The sequence below is a fragment of the Microbacterium sp. C5A9 genome, from assembly GCF_022627955.1.
In the GTDB taxonomy this organism is placed as follows: Bacteria; Actinomycetota; Actinomycetes; order Actinomycetales; family Microbacteriaceae; genus Microbacterium.
Map to the genome: position 1 here is coordinate 216,926 of NZ_JABXGD010000005.1, position 25,069 is coordinate 241,994.

The window sequence follows — 25,069 nt, forward strand, 5'->3', positions numbered from 1 at the left end:
CTCGCGAAATATTCATCTGAAAGCTTGTTCGCTGGGGCGCGTTGGCTCTATCGTGTCGATTAGCGCAGAGCAGGTCGACATTTGGGCATCTGAAAGCCGCTCGATCAGGGGACAGCTACGCGCATCGCACTACCGCCTCGCACCCGATGGGAAGGGTTCGAGACATAGCGATCGTCGAGCGTGCCCGTACGCCGGTGACCGCTGATCGTCGACCCGACATCGCGACAGGAGCCTCGTGCGCACTCAGAACTCGTCCTCGCCTCGAACCGAGCGGGTGCGCCCGACACGACCGCACGCGCGCGATCGGATCCGGCGACTCTCCCTCGCTCTGGTGGCCTGCCTGTCTCTGATCGCGGGGTCTCTGGTGGCCTCGCCCGCCTACGCTGCCGACCTTCCGTTCGCCGCGGCCCCCGCGCCGATGATCACCGGTTCCGCCGTCGTGGGGTCGACGCTGACGACCGCGGTCGGCGACTGGCAGCCGGCCCCGGCGAGCCTCACCTATCAATGGAAGCGCGGAGCCGCGGCCATCCCGGGCGCGACCGCGAACAAGTACATATTGGTCGCAGCGGATGCCGGCGCCGCGATCACGGTCGTCGTCACCGCTGCCAAGCCGGGGTACGTCAACACGACGAAATCCAGTGCCGCTGCCGCCGTGGGGGCGGCGTTCACTTCTTCTCCTGCTCCCACCGTGTCAGGCACGCTTGCCGTCGGGTCGAAGCTCACCGCCGCCCCGGGGGTGTGGGCACCCTCGCCCACGACTCTCACGTACCAGTGGTCTCGTGCGGGCATCCCGATCAGCGGAGCGACCGCGCAGACCTATGGGCTCACCGCGGCGGACGCAGGGAAGCAGATCACCGTGACGGTTCGCGCCTCGCGCAGCGGCAACGGCACGTCGACGCGAACCAGCGCCCCAGCCGCAGTCCCGTCGATCTTCACGACTGCGCCCGTGCCCACGATCTCCGGAACAGCGAAGGTCGGTTCCACGCTGACGGCCGCGGCCGGGGCATGGGCGCCGGCTCCTGCATCCATCGGCTACCAATGGCTGCGAGCAGGCTCGCCGATCGCAGGAGCCACCGCGAGCACGTATAAGCTGGTCGCCGCCGACGCGGGAGCCGGCATCACGGTGCGCACGACCGCAGCACGCCCCGGGTTCACGAGCGTCACGAAGACCAGTGCCGTGAGGGCTATAGCCACGCTCGAGTTCACGCTGGCGCCGGTGCCGACGATCACAGGCACCGCAGCAGTGGGGTCGACGGTGACGGCGACTCTCGGCACCTGGACTCCTGCCCCCACGACGGTAACCTACGTGTGGAAGCGGGGCGGATCAACGATCTCCGGAGCCACCTCTGCCGCCTACAAGCTCACGGCGGCGGACGCAGGGACGAGCCTCACCGTGTCGGTGACGGCGACCGCAGCCGGCTACACGCCGACGACACGCACGAGTGCCGCCAAGAGCATCCCGTTGATCTTCGCGACCGCACCGACACCGACGATCTCGGGCACAGGCTCCGTCGGATCGACGTTGACGGTCAGATCGGGCACCTGGGCTCCGGTGCCGACGACGCTGAAGTATCAGTGGAAGCGAGACGGAGCCGCGATCGCGGGAGCGACAGCGACGACCTACAAGGTGATGTCCGCGGATGCCGGGGCGAACATCACGGTCACGGTCACGGCCTCCAAGAGTGGGTACTCGAACGGCGCGACCACGAGCGCGGCGAAGGGGATCGCAACGCTTCCTTTCACCACGGCACCGCTCCCCACGGTCTCCGGTACGCCCGCGGCCGGGTCGACCCTGAAGGCTGCGGCCGGCACCTGGGCGCCGGCTCCCTCGTCACTCACCTACCAGTGGAAGCGCAACGGCATCGCGATCGCGGGTGCGACGGCGAGCACCTACAAGCTGGTCGCGGCGGATGCCGGCACCAAGATCACCGTGTCGACGACCGCCACCCGAGCCACGTACACGACGACCACGAAGACGAGCGCCGTCGTGACCGTCGAGTCGATCTTCACGACCGCGCCGGCGCCGACCGTCTCGGGCACGCCCAAGGTGGGATCGACCTTGACCGCAGGGGCCGGTGCGTGGTCGCCCGCGCCGACGACGCTCTCGTATCAGTGGATGCGCGGCGGCACTGCGATCGCCGGGGCGACCTCATCTACCTACCGGCTCGTCGCCGCGGATGCCGGGGCGACGATCACCGTGACGGCTACGGCGAAGAAGTCCGGCTACACGACCGCGACGACCAAGAGCGTCGGTGTGGTGGTCACCGTCGACATCGCGACGATCCACGTGACGAGCGACATCACGGTCGACACGACCTGGTCACCCACGCAGCCGACCGTCTACGTCATCGACGACGCTGTCACCGTCGCGCAAGGAGCGACGCTGACCGTCGGCGGTAAGGCGACGATCAAGACGCGCCTCGGGATCACTGTCGCGGGCAGGCTGATCGTCCAGGGCACGGCAGCGGCACCCGTGGCCCTGACATCACTGACCGACGACTCGTTCGGAGGCGACACGAACGGCGACGGCGATGACACCGTTCCGCACGCATTCGAGTGGTACGGGATCAGCGTGGTCGACAGCGGAACCGCCAGCCTGACGCACGCTCGCGTCCTCTTCGGCGGAGGAGTGTCGGGGCAGGGAGCATCACTCACTGTTGCCGCGTCGATCGTCGACGGCAGCGTCACAGGCACAGTCGGCACCGGTGCGGTTGCCATCACGGGCAATACGGTGCGAGGCGGCTCGATCGACGTCTACCGACCTGCGGGCTCGGCGCGTGCGTTCGCGGTCACGGTGACCGACAACACCGTGCAGGGCGGCGCGGTGCGTGTCGCCTCCGACAACACGAGCAGCTCGGCGCCGCCGATCAGGGTCTCCGGCAATGCCGTGTCCGGCTTCGTTGACGCTGCCTTCCCGCTGTCGGTGAGCGACGTCAAGCTGCGACCGTCGAATCTGACCGCGAACACGATCACGGGAAGCCGCGTGAACGCGTTCGCCCTCGCAGGGGCGCTCGTCGAGAACTGGACGGTCCCTTCGGCGGGGCCGCCGATCGCCGGCGCCGACAGCGGGGTCGGGGTGGGGTACGGAGGCCTTCTGGTATCGGCCGGTGTCACCATGACGGTGCCTGCCGGCGCCGTCATCAAGGTCGTCCGCGCGACGGTGTTCGTCGAAGGATCTCTCGTGGTGAACGGCACGGCGGCGAAACCGGCGGTGTTCACGTCGATCGCGGACGACTCGTTCGGTGGCGACTCCAACGGTGACGGCGACGACTCCGCGCCGGTCGACCGGGAGTGGTACGGCATCAACGCCGTGAACGCAGGTTCGATCGCCCTGACGCAGGCGCGGGTGCTGTTCGCGTTCGGAGTGTCGGGGCAGGGGGCAGCGACGACGATCGTCTCGTCGATCATCGACGGCGGTATCGATGCGGCCGTCGGTACGAGCGCGATCACCGTGTCGGGCAACACGGTGCGCGGAGGCTCGATCTCCGTGTACCGCCCGTTCGGCTCCGCACGCGCGTTCGGCGTCACTGTGACGAACAACACGGTGCAGCGCGGATCGGTCCGCGTCTCGTCCGACAACGAGAGCAGCTCAGCACCCCCGATCACCGTCACCGGCAACTCCATCTCCGGCCAGGACACTGCGGAATTCCCGCTGCGCGTGTGGGACGCGAAGCTACGACCGTCGAACCTGACCGGCAACACGATCTCGGGCAACCGCGTCGATGTCGTCGCGCTGGCCGGAACTCTGGTCGAGAACTGGACAGTGCCGACCACGGGTGTTCCTTTCGTGCTCGATGACCGCAACGAGTGGGGTGGCAGCTTCACGGTCGCGGCAGGAGTGACGATGACCGTGCCCGCAGGAGTGGTGATCAAGGTCGGTGACGCCTCGATCTCGTGGGCGGACTACAGCGGCGGCATCATGGTGGCGGGCACGCTGAAGGTGAACGGCACGGCCACAGCACCCGTCGTCTTCACACCTCTCGAAGACGACACGATCGGAGGTGACACGAACGGCGACGGCGACGACACCGCTCCGCGCACCTCGCAGTGGTACGGCATCAGCGTGGTCGAGGGCGGCTCTGCCACCCTCACTCAGGCGCGGGTGCTGTATGCCGGAGGCGTGTCGGGCCTCGGCAATGCGCTGAGCGTGACCTCGTCGATCATCGACGGAGGGATCGACGCCGGTGTCGGCAACAGCGCCGTCACGGTGACGGGCAATACCGTTCGAGGCGGCTCTATCACCGTGACCCGCGCCGCGGGTTCCGACCACGCCTTCGGGGTCTCGGTCATGAACAACACCGTGCAGGGCGGAGCGGTGGACGTTCTCTCCGACAACGACAGCACGACGGCACCGGCGCTCAGGGTTTCGGGAAACGCGATCTCGGGGTACCAGGGGGACGGTTCTCCGCTGCGGGTCACCGATGTCATGCTGCGCCCGTCGAACCTCGGCGGAAACATGATCACGGGCAACAGGATCAACGTGTTCGCCGTGTCGGGCACCCTCGTCGAGAACTGGACCGTTCCGTTCACAGGAGCCCCGATCGTGATCGACGACCGCAACCGCTGGGACACCGGTCTCACGATCGCCGCTTCTGTCACGATGACGGTGCCGGCCGGCGTCGTGATCAAGGTCGCGAATTTCTCATCCTGGACCGACTACCGAGCGGGGATGACGGTGGCGGGGTCACTGGTGGTGAACGGCACGGCGGCGGCGCCCGTCGTCATCACCACTCTCACTGATGACTCGGTCGGTGGCGACACGAACGCCGACGGCGATGACACTGCGCCCTATTCATCGGAGTGGTACGGCCTCACAGTCTCGGCCGGTGGGTCGATCACAGCAGAGCATTTCACGCTGCGCTACGGACAGTACGGCCTGTATGGCGAAGCGGGCGCAGCGGTGTCGCTGGACGCCACCACGATCGAGAAGACCACCGACACGTGTCTGACCGTTGCCGGCGGTGGCTTCTTCCACGGCGCGGTACGCGATTGCATCACCGGTGTCTCGGCGCAGAGCTATTTCGACGCGCGCGACGTGCAGTGGGGCGGGGACTTCGGACCTGGTGTCGACGGAAACCCCGCGATCCAAGGTCAGGTCGAGGTGTTCCCCTGGGTCGGCACCGTGGTGCCGGCGGTGGTCGAGAACATCCCCGCTCCGGCTCCGCTCCCTGCCTGCAAGAAGTACCTCCTGATAGGTCTGCGAGGGTCGGGGGAGTCCGCACCGCTGGGAGGGATGCTCTCCACGCTCTTCTCCTCGCTCGACTCGGGGCTGCAGGCAGATGAGATCGAACGCCTGCAGGCTGCGGCAGAGGAGGGCGAGGTCGTCGACACGGAGGTGCACTACGTGCAGAGGGATGCCGTGCTCTACCCGGCCAACGCCGTGCCGTTCTTCGCCGGTCACGGCTTCTGGGAGGGCGTGAAGGATCTCGCGACATACCCGGCGAGCGTCTGGCTGGGGGCCGCGATGCTGATCCAGCAGCTCGAAGCATCGTTTGACAAGTGCGGGGCCGACCAGAAGATCGTCCTCGCCGGATACTCGCAGGGCGCATGGGCGCTGCACGCCGCGTTGCAGTTCCTCGGCGCGATCGACTCACCGCTTCTCGACTCGGTGGAGACGGTGGGACTCATCGCCGACCCACTGCGCACGCCGAAGCTGCAGTTCACGAACCTGGGGTCGGCTCCATCGGGCGGTCAGGGGGTGGCCACTCTGGCGCTCGGGGTTCTCGGAGCCGCTTTCTTCGCATGGATGACCAAGAGCCTCAAGGGTGCATACGAGGGGTATCAGGCCGGGCAGCACGCCGCAGCCATGGGATATCCCGAATCCCTGAAATCCGCGACGATCGAGCTGTGCGACGAACGGGATCTCGTCTGCGACGTGAATCACTATGTCAATCCGTTCAACTGGGATGAAATCGGCACGGGGACGAGCATCCATGGCAGCTACAGCGGTGGGGGAGAAGGAAAGCTCGATCAGCTCTCGGATGCTCTTCGAGAACGGTTCTGACGCGATAGGCAGTCTGAGGGCGGCGGCTCCCCACCGGGGAGTCGCCGCCCTTCTGCATCCGGTACCCGGTATTCGGCTCGGCGGTATCGCGTTTCAGCCTTCCCATCCCCTAGGATTGGAACGACCGCCTGGGGAATGCGCGGTCAGGGACGTCGAAGGGGTTCGACCTCCCGAATCACGCGGTTCGCCGCGACAAACTGGGGAAATGATTTTGGGGATCATCATGCGACGCGCGCACTCTGTGCGCCTGAGCGTCTTCCCGCCTGCGCGGCGGTCACTCCGCCGCGCCCTCGATCGAGGAAGACGGCGTCCCTTCACGCCGGACTCCTCGCGTTCGGTGTGCCCCCTCGCACCGAACGCCCTCCCCAAGCGGGGCGAGGCATGGGGATGCCTCGCCCCGCTCTCTCCGACTCTCTGACGGTCGGAGGCGTGGTTCCGAGGCACTCAGCCCGGGGCCGCGGGGGCATGCCCAACGGATGCTCAGCAAACGCGACACGCCCGGGTTTGCACAAGGGAAATCCGCCATGGCAGAATAGACAGGTTCGACATTCCGGCGCGCTCAGCGTGGGCCGGATCACCATCACGACAGTGCATAGGCGGCGCAGACGCGCAGGGACCTAGGCCGCGGGTGGCAGAACGATCCCGACATCTTCATCACGAGGGCTTCGCCGTGCGCGGCGGAGGTCGGACATCCGCTCGCTGAGAGGCGAGCGGGATGACAGCAGAACAGTGGTGCAGCAGATCGGCTCGCGAGAGTCGTTCGAGTGCCGAGGCGCGAACAGCGCCGACGTGCGTCCAATGCCCCAGGGTCACCCGGCCCCGGACGGTAAGACGCCTAAAGAGAGAGAGCAGACAATGGCGGGACAGAAGATCCGCATTCGCCTGAAGTCGTATGACCACGAGGTCATCGACACGTCCGCACGCAAGATCGTCGACACCGTGACCCGTGCGGGCGCAACTGTCGTCGGTCCCGTGCCCCTTCCGACCGAGAAGAACGTCGTGTGCGTCATCCGGTCGCCGCACAAGTACAAGGACAGCCGCGAGCACTTCGAGATGCGCACCCACAAGCGTCTGATCGACATCGTCGACCCGACGCCCAAGGCCGTCGACTCGCTGATGCGTCTCGACCTGCCTGCCGATGTCAACATCGAGATCAAGCTCTGAGGTTCGACATGGTTGACATCAACGCAAAGATTTCCAAGGGCATGCTCGGCACCAAGCTCGGCATGACCCAGGTGTGGTCCGAGAACGGCAAGCTCGTTCCGGTCACCGTCATCGAGCTCTCGCCGAACGTGGTCACGCAGATCCGTACCCCCGAGAAGGACGGCTACAAGGCCGTTCAGATCGCCTACGGTCAGATCGACCCCCGCAAGGTGAACAAGCCGCTCTCCGCTCACTTCGAGGCTGCCGGCGTCACGCCGCGCCGTCACGTCACCGAGATCCGCACCGCGGACGCCGGCGACTACACCCTGGGCCAGGAGCTCACGGTCGACGGAACCTTCGAGGCCGGACAGCTCGTCGACGTCGTCGGCACGAGCAAGGGCAAGGGCTTCGCCGGTGTCATGAAGCGTCACAACTTCAAGGGCGTCTCGGCATCGCACGGTTCGCACCGCAACCACCGCAAGCCCGGCTCCATCGGCGCATCGTCGACCCCGAGCCGCGTCTTCAAGGGCATGCGCATGGCCGGCCGTATGGGTGGCGAGCGCGTGACCGTCCTCAACCTCACGGTGCACGCCGTCGACATCGAGAAGGGTCTGCTGCTCGTCAAGGGCGCCGTCCCCGGTGCTCGTGGCCGCATCGTCTACGTCCGCAACGCAGTGAAGGGTGCCTGATCATGGCTGACTCCACTCTCGCGCTTGACGTCCTCAAGGCAGACGGCAAGAAGGCTGGCTCGATCGAGCTTCCCGCCGCGCTGTTCGACGCCAAGACGAACATCCCGCTCATCCACCAGGTCGTCGTCGCGCAGCTCGCGGCGGCTCGCCAGGGAACCCACTCGACCAAGCGTCGCGGTGAGGTCTCGGGTGCCGGCCGCAAGCCCTTCAAGCAGAAGGGCACGGGTAACGCCCGTCAGGGCTCCATCCGCGCGCCGCACATGACCGGTGGTGGAATCGTGCACGGCCCCAAGCCGCGCGACTACTCGCAGCGCACCCCCAAGAAGATGATCGCCGCCGCCCTCCTGGGCGCGCTCAGCGACCGCTTCCGCGGTGAGCGCATCCACGCCATCGAGTCGTTCGGCATCGACGGCACGCCTTCGACCAAGACCGCGGTGAACTTCCTCACCAACGTCGTCTCGTCGAAGAACGTGCTCGTGGTGATCGAGCGCAACGACGACGTGACGCTGAAGAGCATCCGCAACCTGTCGAACCTGCACGTGCTGACGTTCGACCAGCTCAACGCCTACGACGTGCTCGTCTCCGACGACATCGTCTTCACCCAGGCCGCGCTCGAGGGCTTCATCGCCTCGAAGTCCGGCGCCAACCAGGAGGTCTCCGCATGAGCGAGCAGGCATCTGTTCTCCAGACGGCCCTGAACAAGGACCCGCGCGACATCATCCTGAAGCCGGTCGTGTCCGAGAAGAGCTACGGTCTCATCGACGAGGGTAAGTACACCTTCCTCGTGGACCCGCGCGCTTCGAAGACCGAGATCAAGCTCGCCATCGAGAAGATCTTCGGCGTCAAGGTCGCAGGGGTCAACACCCTCAACCGCGTCGGCAAGGCTCGTCGCACCCGCTTCGGCACCGGCAAGCGCAAGGACACCAAGCGCGCCATCGTCACCCTGAAGTCGGGCACCATCGACATCTTCACGGCAATCGGCTGATCCGGGGGATAAGGACAATAATGGCTATTCGCAAGTACAAGCCCACGACCCCGGGCCGTCGCGGCTCGTCGGTGGCTGACTTCGCCGAGATCACTCGATCGACGCCGGAGAAGTCGCTGCTGCGCCCGCTCTCGAAGACCGGTGGTCGCAACAACCAGGGCCGCATCACGACCCGTCACATCGGTGGTGGCCACAAGCGCCAGTACCGCGTCATCGACTTCCGTCGCAATGACAAGGACGGCGTGGACGCCAAGGTCGCTCACATCGAGTACGACCCCAACCGCACCGCGCGCATCGCGCTGCTGCACTACTTCGACGGCGAGAAGCGCTACATCCTCGCGCCGGCGAAGCTGAAGCAGGGCGACGTCGTCGAGTCGGGTGCCGGCGCTGACATCAAGCCGGGCAACAACCTCCCGCTGAAGAACATCCCGACGGGTACCGTCATCCACGCGATCGAGCTCCGTCCCGGTGGCGGCGCGAAGATGGCACGTTCGGCCGGTGCATCCGTCCGTCTCGTCGCCAAGGATGGCAACTTCGCTCAGCTGCGTCTGCCCTCGGGCGAGATCCGCAACGTCGATGCGCGCTGCCGCGCGACCATCGGCGAGGTCGGAAACGCCGAGCAGTCGAACATCAACTGGGGTAAGGCCGGCCGCATGCGCTGGAAGGGCGTCCGCCCGACCGTCCGTGGTGTCGCGATGAACCCGGTCGACCACCCGCACGGTGGTGGTGAGGGCAAGACGTCCGGTGGACGTCACCCCGTCTCCCCGTGGGGCCAGGCTGAGGGTCGCACCCGTCACGCCAACAAGGAAAGCGACAAGTACATCGTGCGTCGTCGTAACGCCGGCAAGAAGCGTAAGTAGGAGTAAGAGAAGATGCCTCGCAGTCTTAAGAAGGGCCCCTTCGTCGACGATCACCTGCTTCGCAAGGTGGTCGTGCAGAACGAAGCCGGCACGAAGAACGTCATCAAGACCTGGTCCCGCCGGTCGATGATCATCCCGGCCATGCTGGGACACACGATCGCGGTCCACGACGGTCGCAAGCACATCCCCGTGTTTGTGTCGGAGACCATGGTCGGCCACAAGCTGGGCGAGTTCGCGCCCACCCGCACCTTCCGCGGCCACGAGAAGGACGACAAGAAGGGCCGCCGCCGCTGACGCGGGGGCGATAGAGGAGAGAGAAATGGTGGAGTCCATCGCACGCGTGCGACACATCCGCGTGACCCCTCAGAAGGCTCGTCGTGTCGTCGCGCTCATCAAGGGCAAGCAGGCCCAGGAGGCTCTGGCGATCCTGAAGTTCGCACAGCAGAGCGCCAGTGAGCCGATCTACAAGCTTGTCGCGTCGGCCATGGCCAACGCGCAGGTCAAGGCGGATCGTGACGGCGAGTACCTCGACGAGCAGGACCTGTACGTGGCTAACGCCTACGTCGACGAGGGCACGACGCTCAAGCGTTTCCAGCCCCGTGCACAGGGTCGCGCTTTCCAGATCAAGAAGCGCACGAGCCACATCACGGTCGTGCTCTCGACGCCTGCTGCAGCCCCGGCTGCCGCAAGCGACAGCAACAAGAAGGCGAGCAAGTAATGGGACAGAAGGTAAACCCGTACGGCTTCCGCCTCGGCATCACCACGGACCACGTGTCGCGCTGGTTCTCGGACTCGACGAAGCCCGGTCAGCGTTACGCCGACTACGTCGCCGAGGACATCAAGATCCGCAACCTGCTGAAGACGCAGCTCGACCGCGCCGGTGTCTCGAACATCGAGATCGAGCGCACCCGTGACCGCGTCCGCGTCGACATCCACACCGCCCGTCCGGGCATCGTGATCGGTCGTCGTGGCGCCGAGGCCGAGCGCATCCGCGGCGACCTCGAGAAGCTCTCGGGCAAGCAGATCCAGCTGAACATCCTCGAGGTCAAGAACCCCGAGGCCGACGCTCAGCTCGTCGCACAGGGCATCGCCGAGCAGCTGTCTGCTCGCGTGGCGTTCCGTCGTGCGATGCGCAAGGGTCTCCAGGGCGCGCAGCGCGCTGGTGCCAAGGGCATCCGCATCCAGGTCTCCGGCCGCCTCGGCGGCGCCGAGATGAGCCGCTCGGAGTTCTACCGCGAGGGTCGTGTGCCGCTGCACACGCTGCGCGCGAACATCGACTACGGCTTCTACGAGGCGAAGACCACCTTCGGCCGCATCGGCGTGAAGGTCTGGATCTACAAGGGCGACCTGACCAACAAGGAGCTTGCTCGCGAGCAGGCCAACGCACCGAAGTCCCGTCGTGACGACCGTGGTGGCGACCGCCGCCGCGCGCCGCGTAACGAGGCCCCTGTCGCAGAAGGAGCGTCTGCCTGATGCTTATTCCCCGCAAGGTCAAGTTCCGTAAGCAGCACCACCCCGGCCGTAGCGGCCAGGCGACCGGTGGCACGAAGGTCTCCTTCGGCGAGTACGGCATCCAGGCGCTCACGCCTGCCTACGTGACGAACCGTCAGATCGAGTCCGCTCGTATCGCGGTCACGCGTCACATCAAGCGTGGCGGCAAGGTGTGGATCAACATCTACCCCGACCGTCCCCTCACCAAGAAGCCTGCTGAGACCCGCATGGGTTCCGGTAAGGGTTCCCCCGAGTGGTGGGTCGCCAACGTCAAGCCGGGTCGCGTCCTCTTCGAGGTCTCCGGCGTGAGCGAGGAACTCGCTCGCGAGGCACTGACCCGTGCCATTCACAAGCTGCCTCTCAAGGCACGCATCATCAAGCGCGAGGAGGGCGACGCGTAATGGCGATCGGCACCAAGGAGCTCGCTCCGGCAGAGCTCGACACGTTCGAAGACCAGCGCCTCGTTGAGGAGCTGCGTAAGGCCAAGGAGGAGCTGTTCAACCTCCGTTTCCAGTCGGCCACCGGCCAGCTGGAGAGCCACGGCCGCATCCGCGCCGTCAAGCGCGACATCGCGCGTCTCTACACCGTGATCCGCGAACGCGAGCTGGGCATCCGTGCGACGCCCGCTCCGGTCGAGGTCCCGGCCAAGAAGGCGTCCAAGTCGAAGGCGAAGAAGGCGGATGCCGCCGACGACGCCGTGAAGGAAGAGGCTGAGTGATGGCCACCAAGAAGGAAGCCGCAGTCGAGGCTGAGCACGCCGCACACGACGTCCGCGACGAGGACGCCCGTGGCTACCGCAAGTCGCGTCGTGGCTACGTCGTCAGCGACAAGATGGACAAGACCATCGTGGTCGAGGTCGAGGACCGCGTGAAGCACCCGCTTTACGGCAAGGTCATCCGCCGCACCTCGAAGGTCAAGGCGCACGATGAGGCGAACTCCGCCGGCATCGGCGACCTCGTCCTGATCAACGAGACCCGCCCGCTGAGCGCCACGAAGCGCTGGCGTCTGGTGGAGATTCTGGAGAAGGCCAAGTGATTCAGCAGGAGTCTCGCCTCAAGGTCGCCGACAACACCGGCGCGAAGGAGCTGCTCACCATCCGTGTTCTCGGCGGCTCGCGTCGTCGTTACGCCGGTCTGGGTGACACGATCGTCGCGACCGTCAAGGACGCGATCCCCGGCGGAAACGTCAAGAAGGGCGATGTGGTCAAGGCCGTCATCGTCCGCACGGTCAAGTCCACGCGTCGTCCCGACGGCTCGTACATCAAGTTCGACGAGAACGCCGCCGTCATCCTGAAGAACGACGGGGAGCCCCGCGGCACCCGTATCTTCGGACCGGTCGGTCGTGAGCTTCGCGACAAGAAGTTCATGAAGATCGTCTCGCTCGCGCCGGAGGTTATTTAAGTCATGGCGAAGATCAAGAAGGGTGACCTGGTTCAGGTCATCACCGGAGCCACGCAGGAGCGTGGCGGCGACCGCGGCAAGCAGGGCAAGGTCCTCGAGGTCCTTGCTGAGAAGAACCGCGTCATCGTCGAAGGCGTGAACTACGTCACCAAGCACACGCGCGTCGGTCAGACGCAGCGTGGCACCAAGACGGGAGGCCTCGAGACCGTCGAGGCGTCCATCCACATCTCGAACGTCGCACTCGTCGACCCCTCGACCAAGAAGCCGACCAAGGTCGGCCACCGGGTCGAGGAGCAGACCAAGGACGGCGTCAAGCGCACCGTCCGCGTGCGCTACGCGAAGAAGAGCGGTAAGGACCTCTGATGGCATCGACCGACGCTGCGGTGGCTGGCAAGATCCAGCCCCGCCTGAAGGCGAAGTACAACGCCGAGATCAAGAAGGCTCTGCAGGACGAGTTCGGCTACGCCAACGTCATGCAGATCCCCGGCCTGGTCAAGGTCGTCGTGAACACCGGTGTCGGCGAGGCAGCTCGTGACAGCAAGGTGATCGATGGTGCGGTCGACGACCTCACCAAGATCACCGGCCAGAAGCCGATCGTCACGAAGGCTCGCAAGTCCATCGCGCAGTTCAAGCTGCGCGAGGGTCAGGCCATCGGCGCGCACGTCACCCTCCGCGGTGACCGTGCGTGGGAGTTCGTGGACCGCCTGGTCTCGCTCGCACTGCCCCGCATCCGCGACTTCCGCGGACTGTCGGCCAAGCAGTTCGACGGCAACGGCAACTACACCTTCGGTCTCCAGGAGCAGAGCGTGTTCCACGAGATCGACCAGGACAAGATCGACCGGGTTCGCGGTTTCGACATCACCGTCGTGACCACCGCGAAGACGGATGACGAGGGTCGCGCTCTGCTGCGTCACCTCGGCTTCCCGTTCCGGTCGGAAGACGCCCAGGCGTAGCACCTTCGACGGGCTCAGCGGCCAGTGGTCACTGAGCCCGTCGAATTGCACGTACAATCGAAGATTGCGTGCTCATCGCAGGCCGTCTGTCGTGTAACGGCAGCCGGAACCGTATGAACAAAGGAAAACACCAATGACAATGACAGACCCGGTCGCAGATCTGCTGACCCGTCTGCGCAACGCGAACTCGGCGCACCACGATTCCGTGACGCTGCCGTCGAGCAAGCTCAAGACGCACATCGCCGACATCCTCCAGCAGGAGGGCTACATCGCCGGCTGGGAGACCTCCGAGGCTCGCGTGGGACAGAACCTCACGCTTCAGCTGAAGTACGGCCCCAACCGCGAGCGTTCGATCGCGGGCATCAAGCGCGTGTCGAAGCCCGGCCTCCGCGTCTACGCGAAGTCCACCGAGCTCCCCAAGGTCCTCGGCGGCCTCGGCGTGGCCATCCTGTCCACCTCCTCCGGTCTTCTCACCGACCGTCAGGCAGAGCAGAAGGGCGTGGGCGGAGAAGTTCTCGCCTACGTGTGGTAATCGAACATGTCGCGTATCGGACGACTTCCCATCGACGTTCCCGCGGGCGTGACCGTTTCGGTCACCGGCCGTGAGGTCGCGGTGAAGGGCCCCAAGGGTGAGCTCACCCTGACGGTCGCCAACCCCATCGAGGTCGCGGTCGAGGAGAACCAGGTTCTCGTCACCCGCCCCGACGACGAGCGCGAGTCGCGGTCGCTCCACGGCCTGACCCGCACTCTCATCAACAACAACATCATCGGCGTGACCCAGGGCTACACCAAGGGTCTCGAGGTCGTCGGCACCGGTTACCGCGTGGCTCAGAAGGGCAGCTCGGTCGAGTTCGCCCTGGGCTTCTCGCACCCGGTCCTGATCGACCCGCCCGCCGGCATCACGCTCACGGTCGAGGGCACCAACAAGCTCACCGTCAGCGGGATCGACAAGCAGGCTGTCGGCGAGGCAGCTGCCAACATCCGCAAGATCCGCAAGCCCGAGCCGTACAAGGGCAAGGGCGTGCGCTACGCCGGCGAGAACGTGCGTCGCAAGGCCGGAAAGAGTGGTAAGTAACCATGGCTCTCAAGTCAAAGTCTGACGCCCGCGCGCGTCGTCACGCCCGCCTTCGCAAGAAGGTCGTCGGCACCGAGGTGCGTCCGCGCCTCGTCGTCAACCGTTCGGCTCGCCACGTCTTCGTGCAGCTTGTCGACGACAGCAAGGGTCACACCGTCGCGTCGGCATCGACGCTCGAGACCGACCTGCGCTCGCTCGAGGGTGACAAGACCGCCAAGGCCCGCAAGGTCGGCGAGCTTCTCGCCGAGCGTGCGAAGGCTGCAGGCGTTTCCGAGGCAGTGTTCGACCGTGGCGGCAACCGCTACGCAGGTCGTGTCGCCGCCATCGCCGACGGCGCCCGCGAGGGGGGTCTGGCACTGTGAGTGACAACAAGGAGAACGAAGTGACCGAAGCGGCTGCTGCCACTTCCGAGACTGCCGCCGGCACCACGCAGGCAGAGCCGTCTCAGCGCGACAACCGCCGCGGCGGTGGCCGTGGTGACCGCAACCAGGGTGGTCGTGACCGCAACTCGCGTGACCGTGGGGACAACCAGTTCCTCGAGCGCGTCGTCACCATCAACCGCGTCTCGAAGGTCGTGAAGGGTGGTCGTCGCTTCAGCTTCACCGCTCTCGTGGTCGTCGGCGACGGCAACGGCCTGGTGGGCGTCGGCTACGGCAAGGCCCGTGAGGTGCCCCTGGCCATCTCGAAGGGTGTCGAAGAGGCCAAGCGCAACTTCTTCCGCGTTCCGCGCGTCGGCAGCACCATCCCGCACCCGGTGCAGGGTGAGGCGGCCGCCGGTGTGGTCCTGCTTCGTCCGGCCGCTGCCGGTACCGGTGTCATCGCCGGTGGTCCGGTCCGCGCCGTGCTCGAGTGCGCCGGTATCCACGACGTGCTGTCGAAGTCGCTCGGTTCGTCGAACACGATCAACATCGTGCACGCGACGGTGGAGGCTCTGAAGCAGCTCGAGGAGCCCCGTGCGGTCGCCGCACGTCGTGGCCTCGAGTTCGACCAGGTCGCCCCCGCGCGTCTTGTCCGCGCCGAGGCCGAGGCCATCGCCGCACAGAAGGTAGGTGCCTGATGGCCGCCCGGCTCAAGGTCACGCAGATCAAGTCCAAGGTGAGTGAGAAGCAGAACCAGCGCGACACGCTGCGTTCGCTCGGTCTCAAGCGCATCGGTGACAGCACCGTTCGCCCCGACGACGCGCAGACGCGCGGCTACGTCAAGACCGTCGCGCACCTCGTCAAGGTTGAGGAGATCGACTAATGGCTGAGAAGAACGAAGCCGTCGAGGCCGAGAAGGCCCCGAAGAAGGCAGCTGCTCCCAAGGCGGCCGCCGAGAAGAAGCCCGCCGCCAAGAAGGCGCCCGCAGCTGCTGCAGGCACCAAGACGGAGGCTGCTGCCAAGAAGCCCGCTGCCAAGAAGGCTGCGCCGAAGAAGGATGCTCCGGCATCCCGCCCCGGCGTGCTGAAGGTCCACCACCTGCGTCCGGTCCCCGGATCCAACACCGCGAAGACCCGTGTCGGTCGCGGTGAGGGCTCCAAGGGTAAGACCGCGGGTCGCGGTACCAAGGGCACCAAGGCTCGCAACACAGTCCGCGTCGGCTTCGAGGGTGGGCAGATGCCTCTGCACATGCGCACCCCGAAGCTCCGCGGCTTCAAGAACCCGTTCCGCGTCGAGTACCAGGTCGTGAACCTGGAGAAGCTCGCGGAGCTGTACCCGCAGGGCGGCGACGTCACCGTCACCGACCTGGTCGCCAAGGGTGCCGTTCGCAAGAACGAGAAGGTCAAGGTTCTCGGAAACGGCGACATCGCCGTGAAGCTCACCGTTGCGGTCGACAAGGTCTCGGGTTCTGCCGAGCAGAAGATCGTGGCGGCCGGCGGATCCGTCAAGTAACCACGTCATGAGAGGGGTCGGAGATTCTCCGGCCCCTCTTATGGGTTAGCCTGTTCTTTCAGCCGTCCCTCAGGATCGGCAACCTTTTCAGGAGGCACGTCCTTGTTTAGCGCCATCGCGCGGATCTTCCGCACGCCAGACCTGCGTCGAAAGATCGGTTTCACCCTCGCCATCGTCGCGATCTACCGACTCGGCTCCAACGTCCCCGCTCCGTTCGTGAACTTCCCGAACGTCGAGGAGTGCCTCGCTCTCAACTCAGGCACCGAGGGACTTCTCGGACTCGTCAACCTCTTCTCGGGTGGCGCTCTCCTCCAGCTCTCGATCTTCGCCCTCGGCGTCATGCCGTACATCACCGCGACGATCATCACCCAGCTCCTCCGCGTGGTCATCCCGCACTTCGAGGCGCTGCACAAGGAGGGTCAGGCCGGCCAGGCCAAGCTGACCCAGTACACGCGCTACCTCACCATCGCTCTCGCGCTGCTGCAGTCGACCACCCTCGTGACGGTCGCCCGCAGCGGTCAGCTCTTCGGCACCACCGAGATCGCGGCGTGCCAGAACCTCCTCACGAACGACGTCTGGTGGGCGCAGCTGCTCATCATCATGGCGATGACCGCCGGTACCGGCCTCATCATGTGGTTCGCCGAGCTCGTCACCGAGCGTGGCATCGGCAACGGCATGTCGCTCCTCATCTTCACGTCGATCGCGGCGACGTTCCCCGGAGCCATGTGGCTCATCTGGGAGAGCCGCGGCTTCGAGGTCTTCCTCATGGTGCTCGCCGTCGGAATCATCGTGATGGGGCTCGTCGTGTTCGTCGAGCAGTCGCAGCGACGCATCCCCGTGCAGTACGCCAAGCGCATGGTGGGTCGTCGCACGTACGGCGGCACCAACACGTACATCCCGATCAAGGTGAACATGGCGGGTGTGATCCCCGTGATCTTCGCCTCGTCGCTGCTGTACATCCCCGCTCTGATCGCGCAGTTCAACACTCCGCAGGACGGCTCCGAGCCGGCCGCGTGGGTGACCTGGATCTCGACGTACTTCACGACCGGCGACCAGCCGATCTACATGATCGCGTACTTCCTGCTGATCATCGGCTTCACCTACTTCTACGTCGCGATCACGTTCAACCCGGTCGAGGTCGCCGACAACATGAAGAAGTACGGCGGATTCATCCCCGGCATCCGTGCCGGTCGTCCGACCGCCGAGTACCTCGACTACGTGCTCACGCGCATCACGCTGCCCGGCTCGATCTACCTGGGTCTGATCGCGCTCATCCCGCTGATCGCACTCGCCACCGTCGGCGCCAACCAGAACTTCCCGTTCGGTGGCGCATCGATCCTCATCATCGTGGGTGTCGGTCTCGAGACGGTCAAGCAGATCGATGCACAGCTGCAGCAGCGTCACTACGAAGGGCTCCTCCGATGACCGCATCCGCTCGTCTTCTCATCGTCGGCCCGCAGGGTTCCGGCAAGGGCACGCAGGGCGTTCGCATCGCCGAGTCGTACGGCATCCCGGTGGTGTCGACGGGAGACATCTTCCGCGCGAACATCAAGGAGGGCACGCCCCTCGGCCAGCAGGTCACGGCGATCCTCGACAAGGGCGACCTGGTTCCCGATGAGCTCACGAGTGAGATCGTTCGCGATCGCCTCGCCCAGGACGATGCGGCGAACGGGTTCCTCCTCGACGGCTACCCGCGCAACACCGCGCAGGTCGCTCACCTCGAGGAGTACCTCACCGGTCGTGGCGAGTCGCTGGATGCCGTCATCCTGCTCGACGTCCCCCGCGAGGAGAGCATCGAGCGCCTGAAGCTGCGCGCTGCCGAGCAGGGCCGGTCCGATGACACCGACGAGGCGATCGCGCACCGTCTGGACATCTACGAGAAGGAGACCGCTCCGATCCTCGAGGTCTACGGCGCCCGTGGCATCGTCGACCGCATCGACGGTGTGGGCTCCCTCGACGAGATCACCGAACGCGTCTTCGCGGCGCTCACGGCGCGCGGCCTGCGTCTCGCCGCCTGATCAGTTCGATGTTCCGCAAGTCGATCTACAAGACGCCGGCTCAGCTGCGAGCCATGGTCGAGCCCGGTCTCATCACGGCTGCGGCGCTGGATGCCGTGCGACCGCTGATCCGCCCGGGGGTCACGACCCTCGAGCTCGACGCCGAGGCGAACCGGGTGATCCTGGCGCGCGGTGCGGAGTCGAACTTCCAGCTCGTACGCGGGTACCGGCACACGACCTGCATCTCCGTCAACGAGGAGGTCGTTCACGGCATCCCCGGTGAGCGCGTGCTCCAGGCCGGTGACATCGTGTCGATCGACTGCGGCGCGCAGTATCAGGGCTGGAACGGCGACAGCGCCATCACGGTCGTCGTCCCGGACGACAGCCGCCCGGAGCTCGTCGCCCAGCGCCTCGAGCTCTCGCGCGTGACCGAGGGGTCGATGTGGGCCGGCATCGCCGCGATGGCGTCCGCCTCCCACCTGGGTGACCTCGGAGCCGCGATCCAGGGGTACATCGAGGCTCAGGGTCCCTCTGCCGTCTCGGGGAAGACCTACGGCATCCTGCGCGAATACGTCGGACACGGCATCGGCCGCAAGATGCACGAGGCGCCGAGCGTGTTCAACTACCGCACGCCCGACCCCGGAGCCGAGGTCAAGCCCGGACTCGTTCTCGCGATCGAGCCGATGGTCACCGCCGGAGGCGATGAGACGTTCGTCGAGGACGACGACTGGACCGTCTCGACGGTCGACGGCACCGACGGATCGCACTGGGAGCACAGCGTCGCTCTGCACGCCGGCGGCATCTGGGTGCTCACGGCCCCTGACGGGGGAGCAGCGGGCCTCGCGCCCTTCGGCGTGGTGCCGGTTCCGATCGCCTGACTCGACGCCGCTGCGCCCCGTGTGCGCCGTCGGGCGATAGTCACAACGCGCACATAGGAATCTCCGGGCACAATGGGTGTATGGGTGCGCATGCACCCGCAGACTTCACGCCGGGTCCGCCGTCTCGCGGACCCCGACAGAAACGGAAACCCATGGCAGCCGCGAAGAGCAACACCAACTGGTTCGTGATCGGAGTGTCGGCGGCGGTCGTGGTCGTGCTGGCCGTGCTCGCCACCGTCGTGGTGCTCTTGAACAACCAGGCGAACGACCCGGGAGCAACGCCCACGGCAAACGACTCGTTCAACTCCGAGACCGGCGCGATCTCGTTCGGCGAGGGCGAGGACGAGGTGTCCATCTTCGTCGACTTCCAGTGCCCCGTCTGCAAGAGCTTCGAGGAGCAGTACGGCGAAGCTCTCGAGACCGCTGCCGCCGACGGCCGCATCACGCTCAACTACCACCCCATCGCGATTCTCGATCGCTACTCGCAGGGCACCGAGTACTCGTCGCGCTCTGCAGGCGCGGCGGTGTGCGTCGCCGAGTCGACCCCCGAGCTGTACCTCGATTACGCGAAGACACTGTTCGACAACCAGCCCGCCGAGAACGGTTCCGGTCTCACGACCGAGCAGCTTGCGGACTTCGCGACGCAGGTCGGTGCGGACGACGCAGTCTCCTGCATCACGGACGAGACGTATCGGAAGTTCGGCAAGGCGCAGGCCGATAAGCACGAGATCTCCGGCACCCCGACTGTCGAGGTGAACGGAACGCGCCTGGACCTGCAGAATCAGGCTGACTTCAAGACGTTCACTGACCTGATCAGCTGAGATCGACGGGAGTTCCGGCATCCTGCTCAGGTTGCCGGAACTCCTTTCGTCGTCTAACATAGATCTTTGGTGCCTTGCGCCCTGATTCGGCGTGTCTGAATCGGCGCGGTACCGCAATCCCAATCACCCACCGCAGATCGACCGGTCTGCAGAAGCGTCAGCGAGGCTATGGCTAAGAAAGACGGTGTCATCGAGATCGAAGGTGTGATCTCCGAGGCTCTGCCCAACGCGATGTTCCGTGTTGAGCTCACCAACGGACACAAGGTCCTGGCGACGATCTCCGGAAAGATGCGGCAGAACTACATCCGCATCATCCCCGAGGACCGCGTGGTCGTGGAGCTCAGCCCCTACGACCTGACCCGCGGCCGCATCGTCTACCGCTACCGCTGATCGGTCGAGAAGTAACGGCCTGCCCCAGCTCGGGGCGGTACGAAGACAGCGAACAGGAATCATCATGAAGGTCAACCCCAGCGTCAAGCCCATCTGCGATCACTGCAAGGTGATCCGCCGTCACGGCCGCGTCATGGTGATCTGCAAGAGCAACCCGCGCCACAAGCAGCGCCAGGGCTGAATCCCTGTCGGCCACGCCGACAGGACTCTTCGGATCTGACTCACAACTCAATACACAACGGCAGGATCAGATCCCACGCGAGTGGGGGACACCTCGGGGCGGAGGCCCGAGCACCGATCCTGCTCCACACCTCCACAACACTCAGGAGAACCGCATGGCACGTCTTGCCGGCGTTGACATCCCGCGCGACAAGCGCGTGGTGATCGCCCTTACCTACATCTACGGCGTCGGCCGTACCCGCTCGGTCGAGATCCTCAAGGCGACCGAGATCGACGAGAGCATCCGCGTGAAGGACCTCAGCGACGACCAGCTGATCGCCCTCCGCGACCACATCGAAGGCAACTACAAGGTGGAGGGTGACCTGCGCCGCGAGGTCGCCGCAGACATCCGCCGCAAGGTCGAGATCGGCTCCTACGAGGGCATCCGCCACCGTCGTGGTCTCCCGGTCCGCGGTCAGCGCACCAAGACCAACGCCCGTACCCGCAAGGGCCCGAAGCGCACCGTCGCCGGCAAGAAGAAGGCCCGCTAAGCAGCGGCCCCAGGGACTAGGAGAACACTTTCATGGCTGCACCCAAGGCCGCCGCGCGCAAGCCGCGCCGCAAGGAAAAGAAGAACATCGCGCTGGGCCAGGCCCACATCAAGTCGACGTTCAACAACACGATCGTCTCGATCACCGACCCGTCCGGCGCGGTCATCGCCTGGGCATCGTCGGGTGGCGTGGGCTTCAAGGGCTCCCGCAAGTCGACCCCGTACGCCGCCGGCATGGCTGCCGAGTCCGCAGCCCGCCAGGCAGCGGAGCACGGCGTCAAGAAGGTCGACGTCCTCGTGAAGGGTCCGGGCTCCGGCCGCGAGACCGCGATCCGCTCGCTCCAGGCCGCTGGCCTCGAGGTCGGCTCGATCCAGGACGTCACCCCGCAGGCGCACAACGGCTGCCGCCCGCCGAAGCGTCGTCGCGTCTGACACGGCTTGTTGAGCCGCTCGTGCCTCAGGGTGCGAGCGGCTCGACGCCCGCCAGCGGGCATCGACTTCCACAACTCAAGACCTCACCCCACCACATGTCATATAGCGGGCATGTGATCGAAAGGAACACAGAGTGCTTATTGCACAGCGTCCCACACTGACCGAGGAAAAGATCGTCGAGAACCGGAGCCGGTTCATCATCGAGCCTCTGGAGCCCGGCTTCGGATACACGATCGGCAACGCGCTTCGTCGCAGCCTGCTGTCGTCGATCCCCGGCGCCGCGGTCACCAGCGTTCGCATCGACGGCGTGCTGCACGAGTTCAGCACGATCCCCGGCGTGAAGGAGGATGTCACCGAGATCATCCTCAACATCAAGCAGCTCGTGGTCTCGAGCGAGCGTGACGAGCCCATCACCGCTTACCTCCGTAAGACCGGATCGGGCGAAGTGACCGCCGCTGACATCTCGGCTCCGGCCGGTGTCGAGGTGCACAACCCCGAGCTCGTCATCGCGACCCTCAACGAGACCGCGAAGTTCGAGCTGGAGCTCACGATCGAGCGTGGCCGTGGCTACGTCTCGGCGACGCAGAACCGCAACGAGTACGCCGAGGCCGGTCAGATCCCGATCGACTCGATCTACTCGCCGGTCCTCAAGGTCAGCTACCGCGTCGACGCCACCCGTGCGGGTGAGCGCACCGACTTCGACAAGCTCGTCCTCGACGTCGAGACCAAGTCGGCGATCAGCCCCCGCGACGCCGTCGCATCGGCTGCCAAGACGCTCACCGAGCTGTTCGGCCTCGCACGCGAGCTGAACGTCGAGGCCGAGGGCATCGAGATCGGCCCGGCGCCGGTGGAGGCTGTGAACTCCAGCGAGCTGTCGATGCCGATCGAGGACCTCGACCTGTCGGTCCGCTCTTACAACTGCCTGAAGCGTGAGGGCATCAACACCGTTTCTGAGCTCGTCGCCCTGTCGGAGACGCAGCTCATGAACATCCGCAATTTCGGCCAGAAGTCGGTCGACGAGGTGCGCGACAAGCTCATCTCGCTCGGTCTGTCGCTCAAGGATTCGGTGCCCGGTTTCGACGGCGCCCACTTCTACGGCGGCAGCGAAGACGAGTCCTTCTGATACCCGACCTTTCTGACCAGGAGCTAGACGATTATGCCCAAGCCCACTAAGGGTCCCCGCCTCGGAGGCGGCCCCGCACACGAGCGCCTGCTGCTTGCCAACCTCGCGGCTGCGCTGTACACCCACAAGTCGATCAAGACGACCGAGACCAAGGCCAAGCGCCTGCGTCCGCTCGCCGAGCGCCTGATCACCTTCGCCAAGCGCGGAGACCTGCACGCTCGTCGTCGCGTTCTCTCGGTCATCGGTGACAAGGATGTCGTGCACACCCTGTTCGCCGAGATCGCACCGCTGGTCGCAGACCGCGAGGGTGGCTACACCCGTATCACCAAGGTCGGCAACCGCAAGGGCGACAACGCTCCCATGGCCGTGATCGAGCTCGTTCTCGAGCCCGTCACCCCCAAGGCGAAGTCGACCAAGAAGGCTGCCAAGGCTGACAAGCCCGCCGAGGTCGTCGAGGAGGCTCCGGCTGAGGAGGCTCCCGTCGAGGAGGCTCCCGCGGCTGACGCCGGCGCCGAGTCGCAGGCCGAGGGCGAGGCTGCTGAGGCCGCCGCCGAGGAAGCTGTGGAGAAGAAGTCCGAGTAAGGACCTCGCTCACGACGAAGCCCGCCGCCCCTTCCGGGGTGGCGGGCTTCGTCGTTCCCGACGGGGGAGGGCGGCGGATCAGACCCGAGCGCGCAGGTCCTTTCGCAGGATCTTCCCCGACGCCGACTTCGGGATCGCGTCGATGAACTCCACCTGCCGCACCTTCTCGTGCGGAGCGACGTGCGCCGCGACGTGGGCGATGACGGCATCCGCATCGAGGTCGGCACCCTGCTGCCGCACTACGAAGGCCTTGGGCACCTCCTGCCCGTCGTCGTCGAGCGCGCCGATCACCGCGGCATCCGCGATCGAGGGATGCTCGAGCAGCACCGCCTCGAGCACGGCGGGCGCGACCTGGTAGCCCTTGTACTTGATGAGCTCCTTGAGGCGATCGACGATCCGGAAGACGCCGTCGTGAGTGACCGTCGCCACGTCGCCGGTGTGCAGCCAGCCGTCGGCGTCGAGCATCTCGGCCGTCGCGTCGGGCCGGTTGAGATAGCCCTTCATGACCTGGGGTCCGCGGATCAGCAGTTCGCCGGGGTCGCTCGCGCCGTCGCGGGGTGCCTCGATGTCGGTGCCGTCCTCCGCGACGAGCCGGGCCTCGGTGTTCGCGAGCAGCATCCCGACCGACGAGCGGTCGATGTCGGCCCGGTCGTAGGGGATCGCGTGCGTCACGGGACTCGTCTCGGTCATTCCGTATCCCTGGCACACGGTGCAGTCGAGGCGCGTCTCGACGGCCGACGCGAGTGATCCGTCGAGCGGGGCGGCGCCCGAGAAGATCACCTTGACGGCAGACAGGTCGTACTGGTCGACGAGAGGATGCTTCGCCAGAGCGACCGCGATCGGCGGGGCGATGAACACCCAGGTGGTGCGATGCTCCTGCACGACACGGAGGAACTCGGCGAGGTCGAACTTGGGCATCGTCACGAGCGCCGCGCGCTGACGGAGGGCGAAGTTCAGCAGCACGGTCATGCCGTAGATGTGGAAGAAGGGCAGCACGGCGAGAACACGGTCGTCGTCGCCGAGCGAGATCGTGGAGCGGCACTGGCTGACGTTCGCGATCAGGTTGCGGTGGGTGAGCATCACGCCCTTCGGGCGACCGGTGGTGCCCGACGAGTACGGAAGCACGGCGAGATGGGTCGCCGGGTCGAACGACACCTCCGGTGCGGCACGGCCCTCGCCGAGCAGGGCCGGGAGCGACGGATGTCCGTCGGCGCCGTCGAGCACGATGATGCGATCCGCATCGATGCCGAGGGAGTCCGCCGCCGCTCTCGCGCCGGGAAGAAGGGGCGAGACGGTGACGAGCCAGGTCGCACCGGCATCGGTCAGCTGGTTGGCGATCTCCTCCGGCGTGTAGAGGGAGTTGATGGTCGTCGCGGTGGCACCGGAGCGGAGGATGCCGTGGAACACGGTCGCGAACGCGGGGACGTTCGGACACAGCACGCCGACCGTGGTGCCCACGCCCACTCCGCGAGCGGCCAGCGCCCCCGCGAACAGGTCGATCTGCCGGATCAGCTGCCGGTAGGTGGTCGTCGCACCGCTGACGCCGTCGATGAGAGCGACGGCGTCGAGGCGATCCTCGTCGACGTCGCCGAACAGGAACTCGTGGATGGAGACCGCGGGGATCTCGACGTCGGGATAGGAACTGCGCACCATGGAGATCTCCTTC

At 66.0% G+C, this 25,069-nt stretch carries 32 protein-coding genes; 31 read left to right on the forward strand and 1 reads right to left on the reverse strand.

Annotated elements, in window-relative coordinates; translation table 11 throughout:
• Positions 1-235: 235 nt before the first annotated feature.
• The 31 genes from HWD99_RS11240 to rplQ all read left to right on the forward strand — a co-directional run bounded on the left by HWD99_RS11240 (position 236) and on the right by rplQ (position 23,403).
• Positions 236-6,004: a cutinase family protein gene (locus tag HWD99_RS11240; protein WP_241796332.1), complete on the forward strand. Its 5,769-nt coding sequence runs from the start codon at positions 236-238 to the stop codon at positions 6,002-6,004.
• 855 nt (positions 6,005-6,859) lie between these two features.
• Positions 6,860-7,168, forward strand: a complete 309-nt coding sequence (gene rpsJ / locus HWD99_RS11245; protein ID WP_017201594.1) for a 30S ribosomal protein S10 — start codon at positions 6,860-6,862, stop codon at positions 7,166-7,168.
• Between the two features lie 8 nt (positions 7,169-7,176).
• On the forward strand, positions 7,177-7,836 hold the full coding sequence (rplC, locus tag HWD99_RS11250) for a 50S ribosomal protein L3 (protein WP_241796333.1): 660 nt from the start codon (positions 7,177-7,179) through the stop codon (positions 7,834-7,836).
• A gap of 2 nt (positions 7,837-7,838) precedes the next feature.
• Positions 7,839-8,501 (forward strand): 50S ribosomal protein L4, encoded by a 663-nt coding sequence (gene rplD, locus HWD99_RS11255; protein WP_194765132.1) that lies wholly within the window; start codon positions 7,839-7,841, stop codon positions 8,499-8,501.
• Positions 8,498-8,821: a 50S ribosomal protein L23 gene (gene rplW / locus HWD99_RS11260; RefSeq protein WP_017829206.1), complete on the forward strand. Its 324-nt coding sequence runs from the start codon at positions 8,498-8,500 to the stop codon at positions 8,819-8,821. The genes rplD and rplW overlap by 4 nt, the downstream gene beginning before the upstream one ends.
• A gap of 20 nt (positions 8,822-8,841) precedes the next feature.
• The gene (gene rplB / locus HWD99_RS11265; RefSeq protein ID WP_067121105.1) at positions 8,842-9,681 is read left to right on the forward strand and encodes a 50S ribosomal protein L2; all 840 of its coding nucleotides are present in this window, start codon (positions 8,842-8,844) and stop codon (positions 9,679-9,681) included.
• Positions 9,682-9,693: 12 nt separating this feature from the next.
• Positions 9,694-9,975, forward strand: coding sequence for a 30S ribosomal protein S19 (rpsS, locus tag HWD99_RS11270; RefSeq protein ID WP_017829205.1), 282 nt, complete (start codon positions 9,694-9,696; stop codon positions 9,973-9,975).
• Positions 9,976-10,000: 25 nt separating this feature from the next.
• Positions 10,001-10,399, forward strand: a complete 399-nt coding sequence (gene rplV, locus HWD99_RS11275; RefSeq protein WP_194765133.1) for a 50S ribosomal protein L22 — start codon at positions 10,001-10,003, stop codon at positions 10,397-10,399.
• Positions 10,399-11,154: a 30S ribosomal protein S3 gene (rpsC, locus tag HWD99_RS11280; RefSeq protein ID WP_042538759.1), complete on the forward strand. Its 756-nt coding sequence runs from the start codon at positions 10,399-10,401 to the stop codon at positions 11,152-11,154. Before rplV ends, rpsC begins: the two co-directional genes overlap by 1 nt.
• Positions 11,154-11,573, forward strand: a complete 420-nt coding sequence (gene rplP / locus HWD99_RS11285) for a 50S ribosomal protein L16 (protein WP_056312870.1) — start codon at positions 11,154-11,156, stop codon at positions 11,571-11,573. The genes rpsC and rplP overlap by 1 nt, the downstream gene beginning before the upstream one ends.
• Complete coding sequence (gene rpmC, locus HWD99_RS18550) at positions 11,573-11,890, forward strand: 50S ribosomal protein L29 (RefSeq protein WP_194765134.1); 318 nt, start codon at positions 11,573-11,575, stop codon at positions 11,888-11,890. The genes rplP and rpmC overlap by 1 nt, the downstream gene beginning before the upstream one ends.
• Positions 11,890-12,207, forward strand: a complete 318-nt coding sequence (rpsQ, locus tag HWD99_RS11295) for a 30S ribosomal protein S17 (RefSeq protein ID WP_194765135.1) — start codon at positions 11,890-11,892, stop codon at positions 12,205-12,207. The genes rpmC and rpsQ overlap by 1 nt, the downstream gene beginning before the upstream one ends.
• Complete coding sequence (gene rplN, locus HWD99_RS11300; protein WP_053097479.1) at positions 12,204-12,572, forward strand: 50S ribosomal protein L14; 369 nt, start codon at positions 12,204-12,206, stop codon at positions 12,570-12,572. Before rpsQ ends, rplN begins: the two co-directional genes overlap by 4 nt.
• A gap of 3 nt (positions 12,573-12,575) precedes the next feature.
• Positions 12,576-12,935: a 50S ribosomal protein L24 gene (gene rplX / locus HWD99_RS11305; RefSeq protein WP_067121114.1), complete on the forward strand. Its 360-nt coding sequence runs from the start codon at positions 12,576-12,578 to the stop codon at positions 12,933-12,935.
• Positions 12,935-13,525, forward strand: coding sequence for a 50S ribosomal protein L5 (gene rplE, locus HWD99_RS11310; protein WP_241796334.1), 591 nt, complete (start codon positions 12,935-12,937; stop codon positions 13,523-13,525). The genes rplX and rplE overlap by 1 nt, the downstream gene beginning before the upstream one ends.
• Before the next feature lie 133 nt (positions 13,526-13,658).
• Positions 13,659-14,057 carry a 30S ribosomal protein S8 gene (gene rpsH, locus HWD99_RS11315; RefSeq protein ID WP_194765137.1) on the forward strand — a complete coding sequence of 133 codons (399 nt, stop codon included), beginning with the start codon at positions 13,659-13,661 and terminating at the stop codon, positions 14,055-14,057.
• A gap of 6 nt (positions 14,058-14,063) precedes the next feature.
• A complete protein-coding gene (gene rplF / locus HWD99_RS11320; protein ID WP_194765138.1) occupies positions 14,064-14,600 on the forward strand; it encodes a 50S ribosomal protein L6 in 537 nt (178 codons plus the stop codon).
• 2 nt (positions 14,601-14,602) lie between these two features.
• The gene (gene rplR, locus HWD99_RS11325; RefSeq protein WP_029260926.1) at positions 14,603-14,962 is read left to right on the forward strand and encodes a 50S ribosomal protein L18; all 360 of its coding nucleotides are present in this window, start codon (positions 14,603-14,605) and stop codon (positions 14,960-14,962) included.
• Entirely contained in the window at positions 14,959-15,657 is a 699-nt protein-coding gene (gene rpsE, locus HWD99_RS11330) for a 30S ribosomal protein S5 (RefSeq protein WP_201471267.1), read from the forward strand. The genes rplR and rpsE overlap by 4 nt, the downstream gene beginning before the upstream one ends.
• A complete protein-coding gene (rpmD, locus tag HWD99_RS11335) occupies positions 15,657-15,842 on the forward strand; it encodes a 50S ribosomal protein L30 (protein ID WP_067121122.1) in 186 nt (61 codons plus the stop codon). Before rpsE ends, rpmD begins: the two co-directional genes overlap by 1 nt.
• Entirely contained in the window at positions 15,842-16,471 is a 630-nt protein-coding gene (rplO, locus tag HWD99_RS11340; protein WP_241796335.1) for a 50S ribosomal protein L15, read from the forward strand. Before rpmD ends, rplO begins: the two co-directional genes overlap by 1 nt.
• 102 nt (positions 16,472-16,573) lie before the next feature.
• Positions 16,574-17,896 (forward strand): preprotein translocase subunit SecY, encoded by a 1,323-nt coding sequence (secY, locus tag HWD99_RS11345; RefSeq protein ID WP_241796336.1) that lies wholly within the window; start codon positions 16,574-16,576, stop codon positions 17,894-17,896.
• On the forward strand, positions 17,893-18,489 hold the full coding sequence (locus HWD99_RS11350; RefSeq protein ID WP_241796337.1) for an adenylate kinase: 597 nt from the start codon (positions 17,893-17,895) through the stop codon (positions 18,487-18,489). Before secY ends, HWD99_RS11350 begins: the two co-directional genes overlap by 4 nt.
• Before the next feature lie 8 nt (positions 18,490-18,497).
• On the forward strand, positions 18,498-19,346 hold the full coding sequence (map, locus tag HWD99_RS11355; RefSeq protein ID WP_241796338.1) for a type I methionyl aminopeptidase: 849 nt from the start codon (positions 18,498-18,500) through the stop codon (positions 19,344-19,346).
• Between the two features lie 152 nt (positions 19,347-19,498).
• Positions 19,499-20,167, forward strand: coding sequence for a thioredoxin domain-containing protein (locus HWD99_RS11360; RefSeq protein WP_241796339.1), 669 nt, complete (start codon positions 19,499-19,501; stop codon positions 20,165-20,167).
• Positions 20,168-20,335: 168 nt separating this feature from the next.
• A complete protein-coding gene (gene infA, locus HWD99_RS11365) occupies positions 20,336-20,557 on the forward strand; it encodes a translation initiation factor IF-1 (protein ID WP_028496510.1) in 222 nt (73 codons plus the stop codon).
• A gap of 64 nt (positions 20,558-20,621) precedes the next feature.
• Entirely contained in the window at positions 20,622-20,738 is a 117-nt protein-coding gene (gene rpmJ, locus HWD99_RS11370) for a 50S ribosomal protein L36 (protein ID WP_005050492.1), read from the forward strand.
• Positions 20,739-20,892: 154 nt separating this feature from the next.
• Positions 20,893-21,267: a 30S ribosomal protein S13 gene (rpsM, locus tag HWD99_RS11375; RefSeq protein ID WP_017829190.1), complete on the forward strand. Its 375-nt coding sequence runs from the start codon at positions 20,893-20,895 to the stop codon at positions 21,265-21,267.
• 32 nt (positions 21,268-21,299) lie between these two features.
• Positions 21,300-21,698, forward strand: coding sequence for a 30S ribosomal protein S11 (gene rpsK / locus HWD99_RS11380; protein WP_017829189.1), 399 nt, complete (start codon positions 21,300-21,302; stop codon positions 21,696-21,698).
• A 133-nt stretch (positions 21,699-21,831) separates the two neighbouring features.
• Positions 21,832-22,821 (forward strand): DNA-directed RNA polymerase subunit alpha, encoded by a 990-nt coding sequence (locus HWD99_RS11385; protein WP_060927221.1) that lies wholly within the window; start codon positions 21,832-21,834, stop codon positions 22,819-22,821.
• Positions 22,822-22,854: 33 nt separating this feature from the next.
• Positions 22,855-23,403 (forward strand): 50S ribosomal protein L17, encoded by a 549-nt coding sequence (gene rplQ / locus HWD99_RS11390; RefSeq protein ID WP_241796340.1) that lies wholly within the window; start codon positions 22,855-22,857, stop codon positions 23,401-23,403.
• Positions 23,404-23,481: 78 nt separating this feature from the next.
• Here the strand turns inward: rplQ and HWD99_RS11395 are convergent, their stop codons facing one another.
• On the reverse strand, positions 23,482-25,056 hold the full coding sequence (locus HWD99_RS11395; RefSeq protein ID WP_241796341.1) for an AMP-binding protein: 1,575 nt from the start codon (positions 25,054-25,056) through the stop codon (positions 23,482-23,484).
• Between the last annotated feature and the right edge of the window lie 13 nt (positions 25,057-25,069).

Coding starts and splice junctions, on each gene's coding strand:
- rpsJ (WP_017201594.1), top strand. CDS start 6,860: ATGGCGGGACAGAAGATCCGCATTCGCCTGAAGTCGTATGACCACGAG.
- rplC (WP_241796333.1), top strand. CDS start 7,177: ATGGTTGACATCAACGCAAAGATTTCCAAGGGCATGCTCGGCACCAAG.
- rplD (WP_194765132.1), top strand. CDS start 7,839: ATGGCTGACTCCACTCTCGCGCTTGACGTCCTCAAGGCAGACGGCAAG.
- rplW (WP_017829206.1), top strand. CDS start 8,498: ATGAGCGAGCAGGCATCTGTTCTCCAGACGGCCCTGAACAAGGACCCG.
- rplB (WP_067121105.1), top strand. CDS start 8,842: ATGGCTATTCGCAAGTACAAGCCCACGACCCCGGGCCGTCGCGGCTCG.
- rpsS (WP_017829205.1), top strand. CDS start 9,694: ATGCCTCGCAGTCTTAAGAAGGGCCCCTTCGTCGACGATCACCTGCTT.
- rplV (WP_194765133.1), top strand. CDS start 10,001: ATGGTGGAGTCCATCGCACGCGTGCGACACATCCGCGTGACCCCTCAG.
- rpsC (WP_042538759.1), top strand. CDS start 10,399: ATGGGACAGAAGGTAAACCCGTACGGCTTCCGCCTCGGCATCACCACG.
- rplP (WP_056312870.1), top strand. CDS start 11,154: ATGCTTATTCCCCGCAAGGTCAAGTTCCGTAAGCAGCACCACCCCGGC.
- rpmC (WP_194765134.1), top strand. CDS start 11,573: ATGGCGATCGGCACCAAGGAGCTCGCTCCGGCAGAGCTCGACACGTTC.
- rpsQ (WP_194765135.1), top strand. CDS start 11,890: ATGGCCACCAAGAAGGAAGCCGCAGTCGAGGCTGAGCACGCCGCACAC.
- rplX (WP_067121114.1), top strand. CDS start 12,576: ATGGCGAAGATCAAGAAGGGTGACCTGGTTCAGGTCATCACCGGAGCC.
- rplE (WP_241796334.1), top strand. CDS start 12,935: ATGGCATCGACCGACGCTGCGGTGGCTGGCAAGATCCAGCCCCGCCTG.
- rpsH (WP_194765137.1), top strand. CDS start 13,659: ATGACAATGACAGACCCGGTCGCAGATCTGCTGACCCGTCTGCGCAAC.
- rplF (WP_194765138.1), top strand. CDS start 14,064: ATGTCGCGTATCGGACGACTTCCCATCGACGTTCCCGCGGGCGTGACC.
- rplR (WP_029260926.1), top strand. CDS start 14,603: ATGGCTCTCAAGTCAAAGTCTGACGCCCGCGCGCGTCGTCACGCCCGC.
- rpmD (WP_067121122.1), top strand. CDS start 15,657: ATGGCCGCCCGGCTCAAGGTCACGCAGATCAAGTCCAAGGTGAGTGAG.
- rplO (WP_241796335.1), top strand. CDS start 15,842: ATGGCTGAGAAGAACGAAGCCGTCGAGGCCGAGAAGGCCCCGAAGAAG.
- HWD99_RS11350 (WP_241796337.1), top strand. CDS start 17,893: ATGACCGCATCCGCTCGTCTTCTCATCGTCGGCCCGCAGGGTTCCGGC.
- map (WP_241796338.1), top strand. CDS start 18,498: ATGTTCCGCAAGTCGATCTACAAGACGCCGGCTCAGCTGCGAGCCATG.
- HWD99_RS11360 (WP_241796339.1), top strand. CDS start 19,499: ATGGCAGCCGCGAAGAGCAACACCAACTGGTTCGTGATCGGAGTGTCG.
- infA (WP_028496510.1), top strand. CDS start 20,336: ATGGCTAAGAAAGACGGTGTCATCGAGATCGAAGGTGTGATCTCCGAG.
- rpmJ (WP_005050492.1), top strand. CDS start 20,622: ATGAAGGTCAACCCCAGCGTCAAGCCCATCTGCGATCACTGCAAGGTG.
- rpsM (WP_017829190.1), top strand. CDS start 20,893: ATGGCACGTCTTGCCGGCGTTGACATCCCGCGCGACAAGCGCGTGGTG.
- rpsK (WP_017829189.1), top strand. CDS start 21,300: ATGGCTGCACCCAAGGCCGCCGCGCGCAAGCCGCGCCGCAAGGAAAAG.
- rplQ (WP_241796340.1), top strand. CDS start 22,855: ATGCCCAAGCCCACTAAGGGTCCCCGCCTCGGAGGCGGCCCCGCACAC.
- HWD99_RS11395 (WP_241796341.1), bottom strand. CDS start 25,056: ATGGTGCGCAGTTCCTATCCCGACGTCGAGATCCCCGCGGTCTCCATC.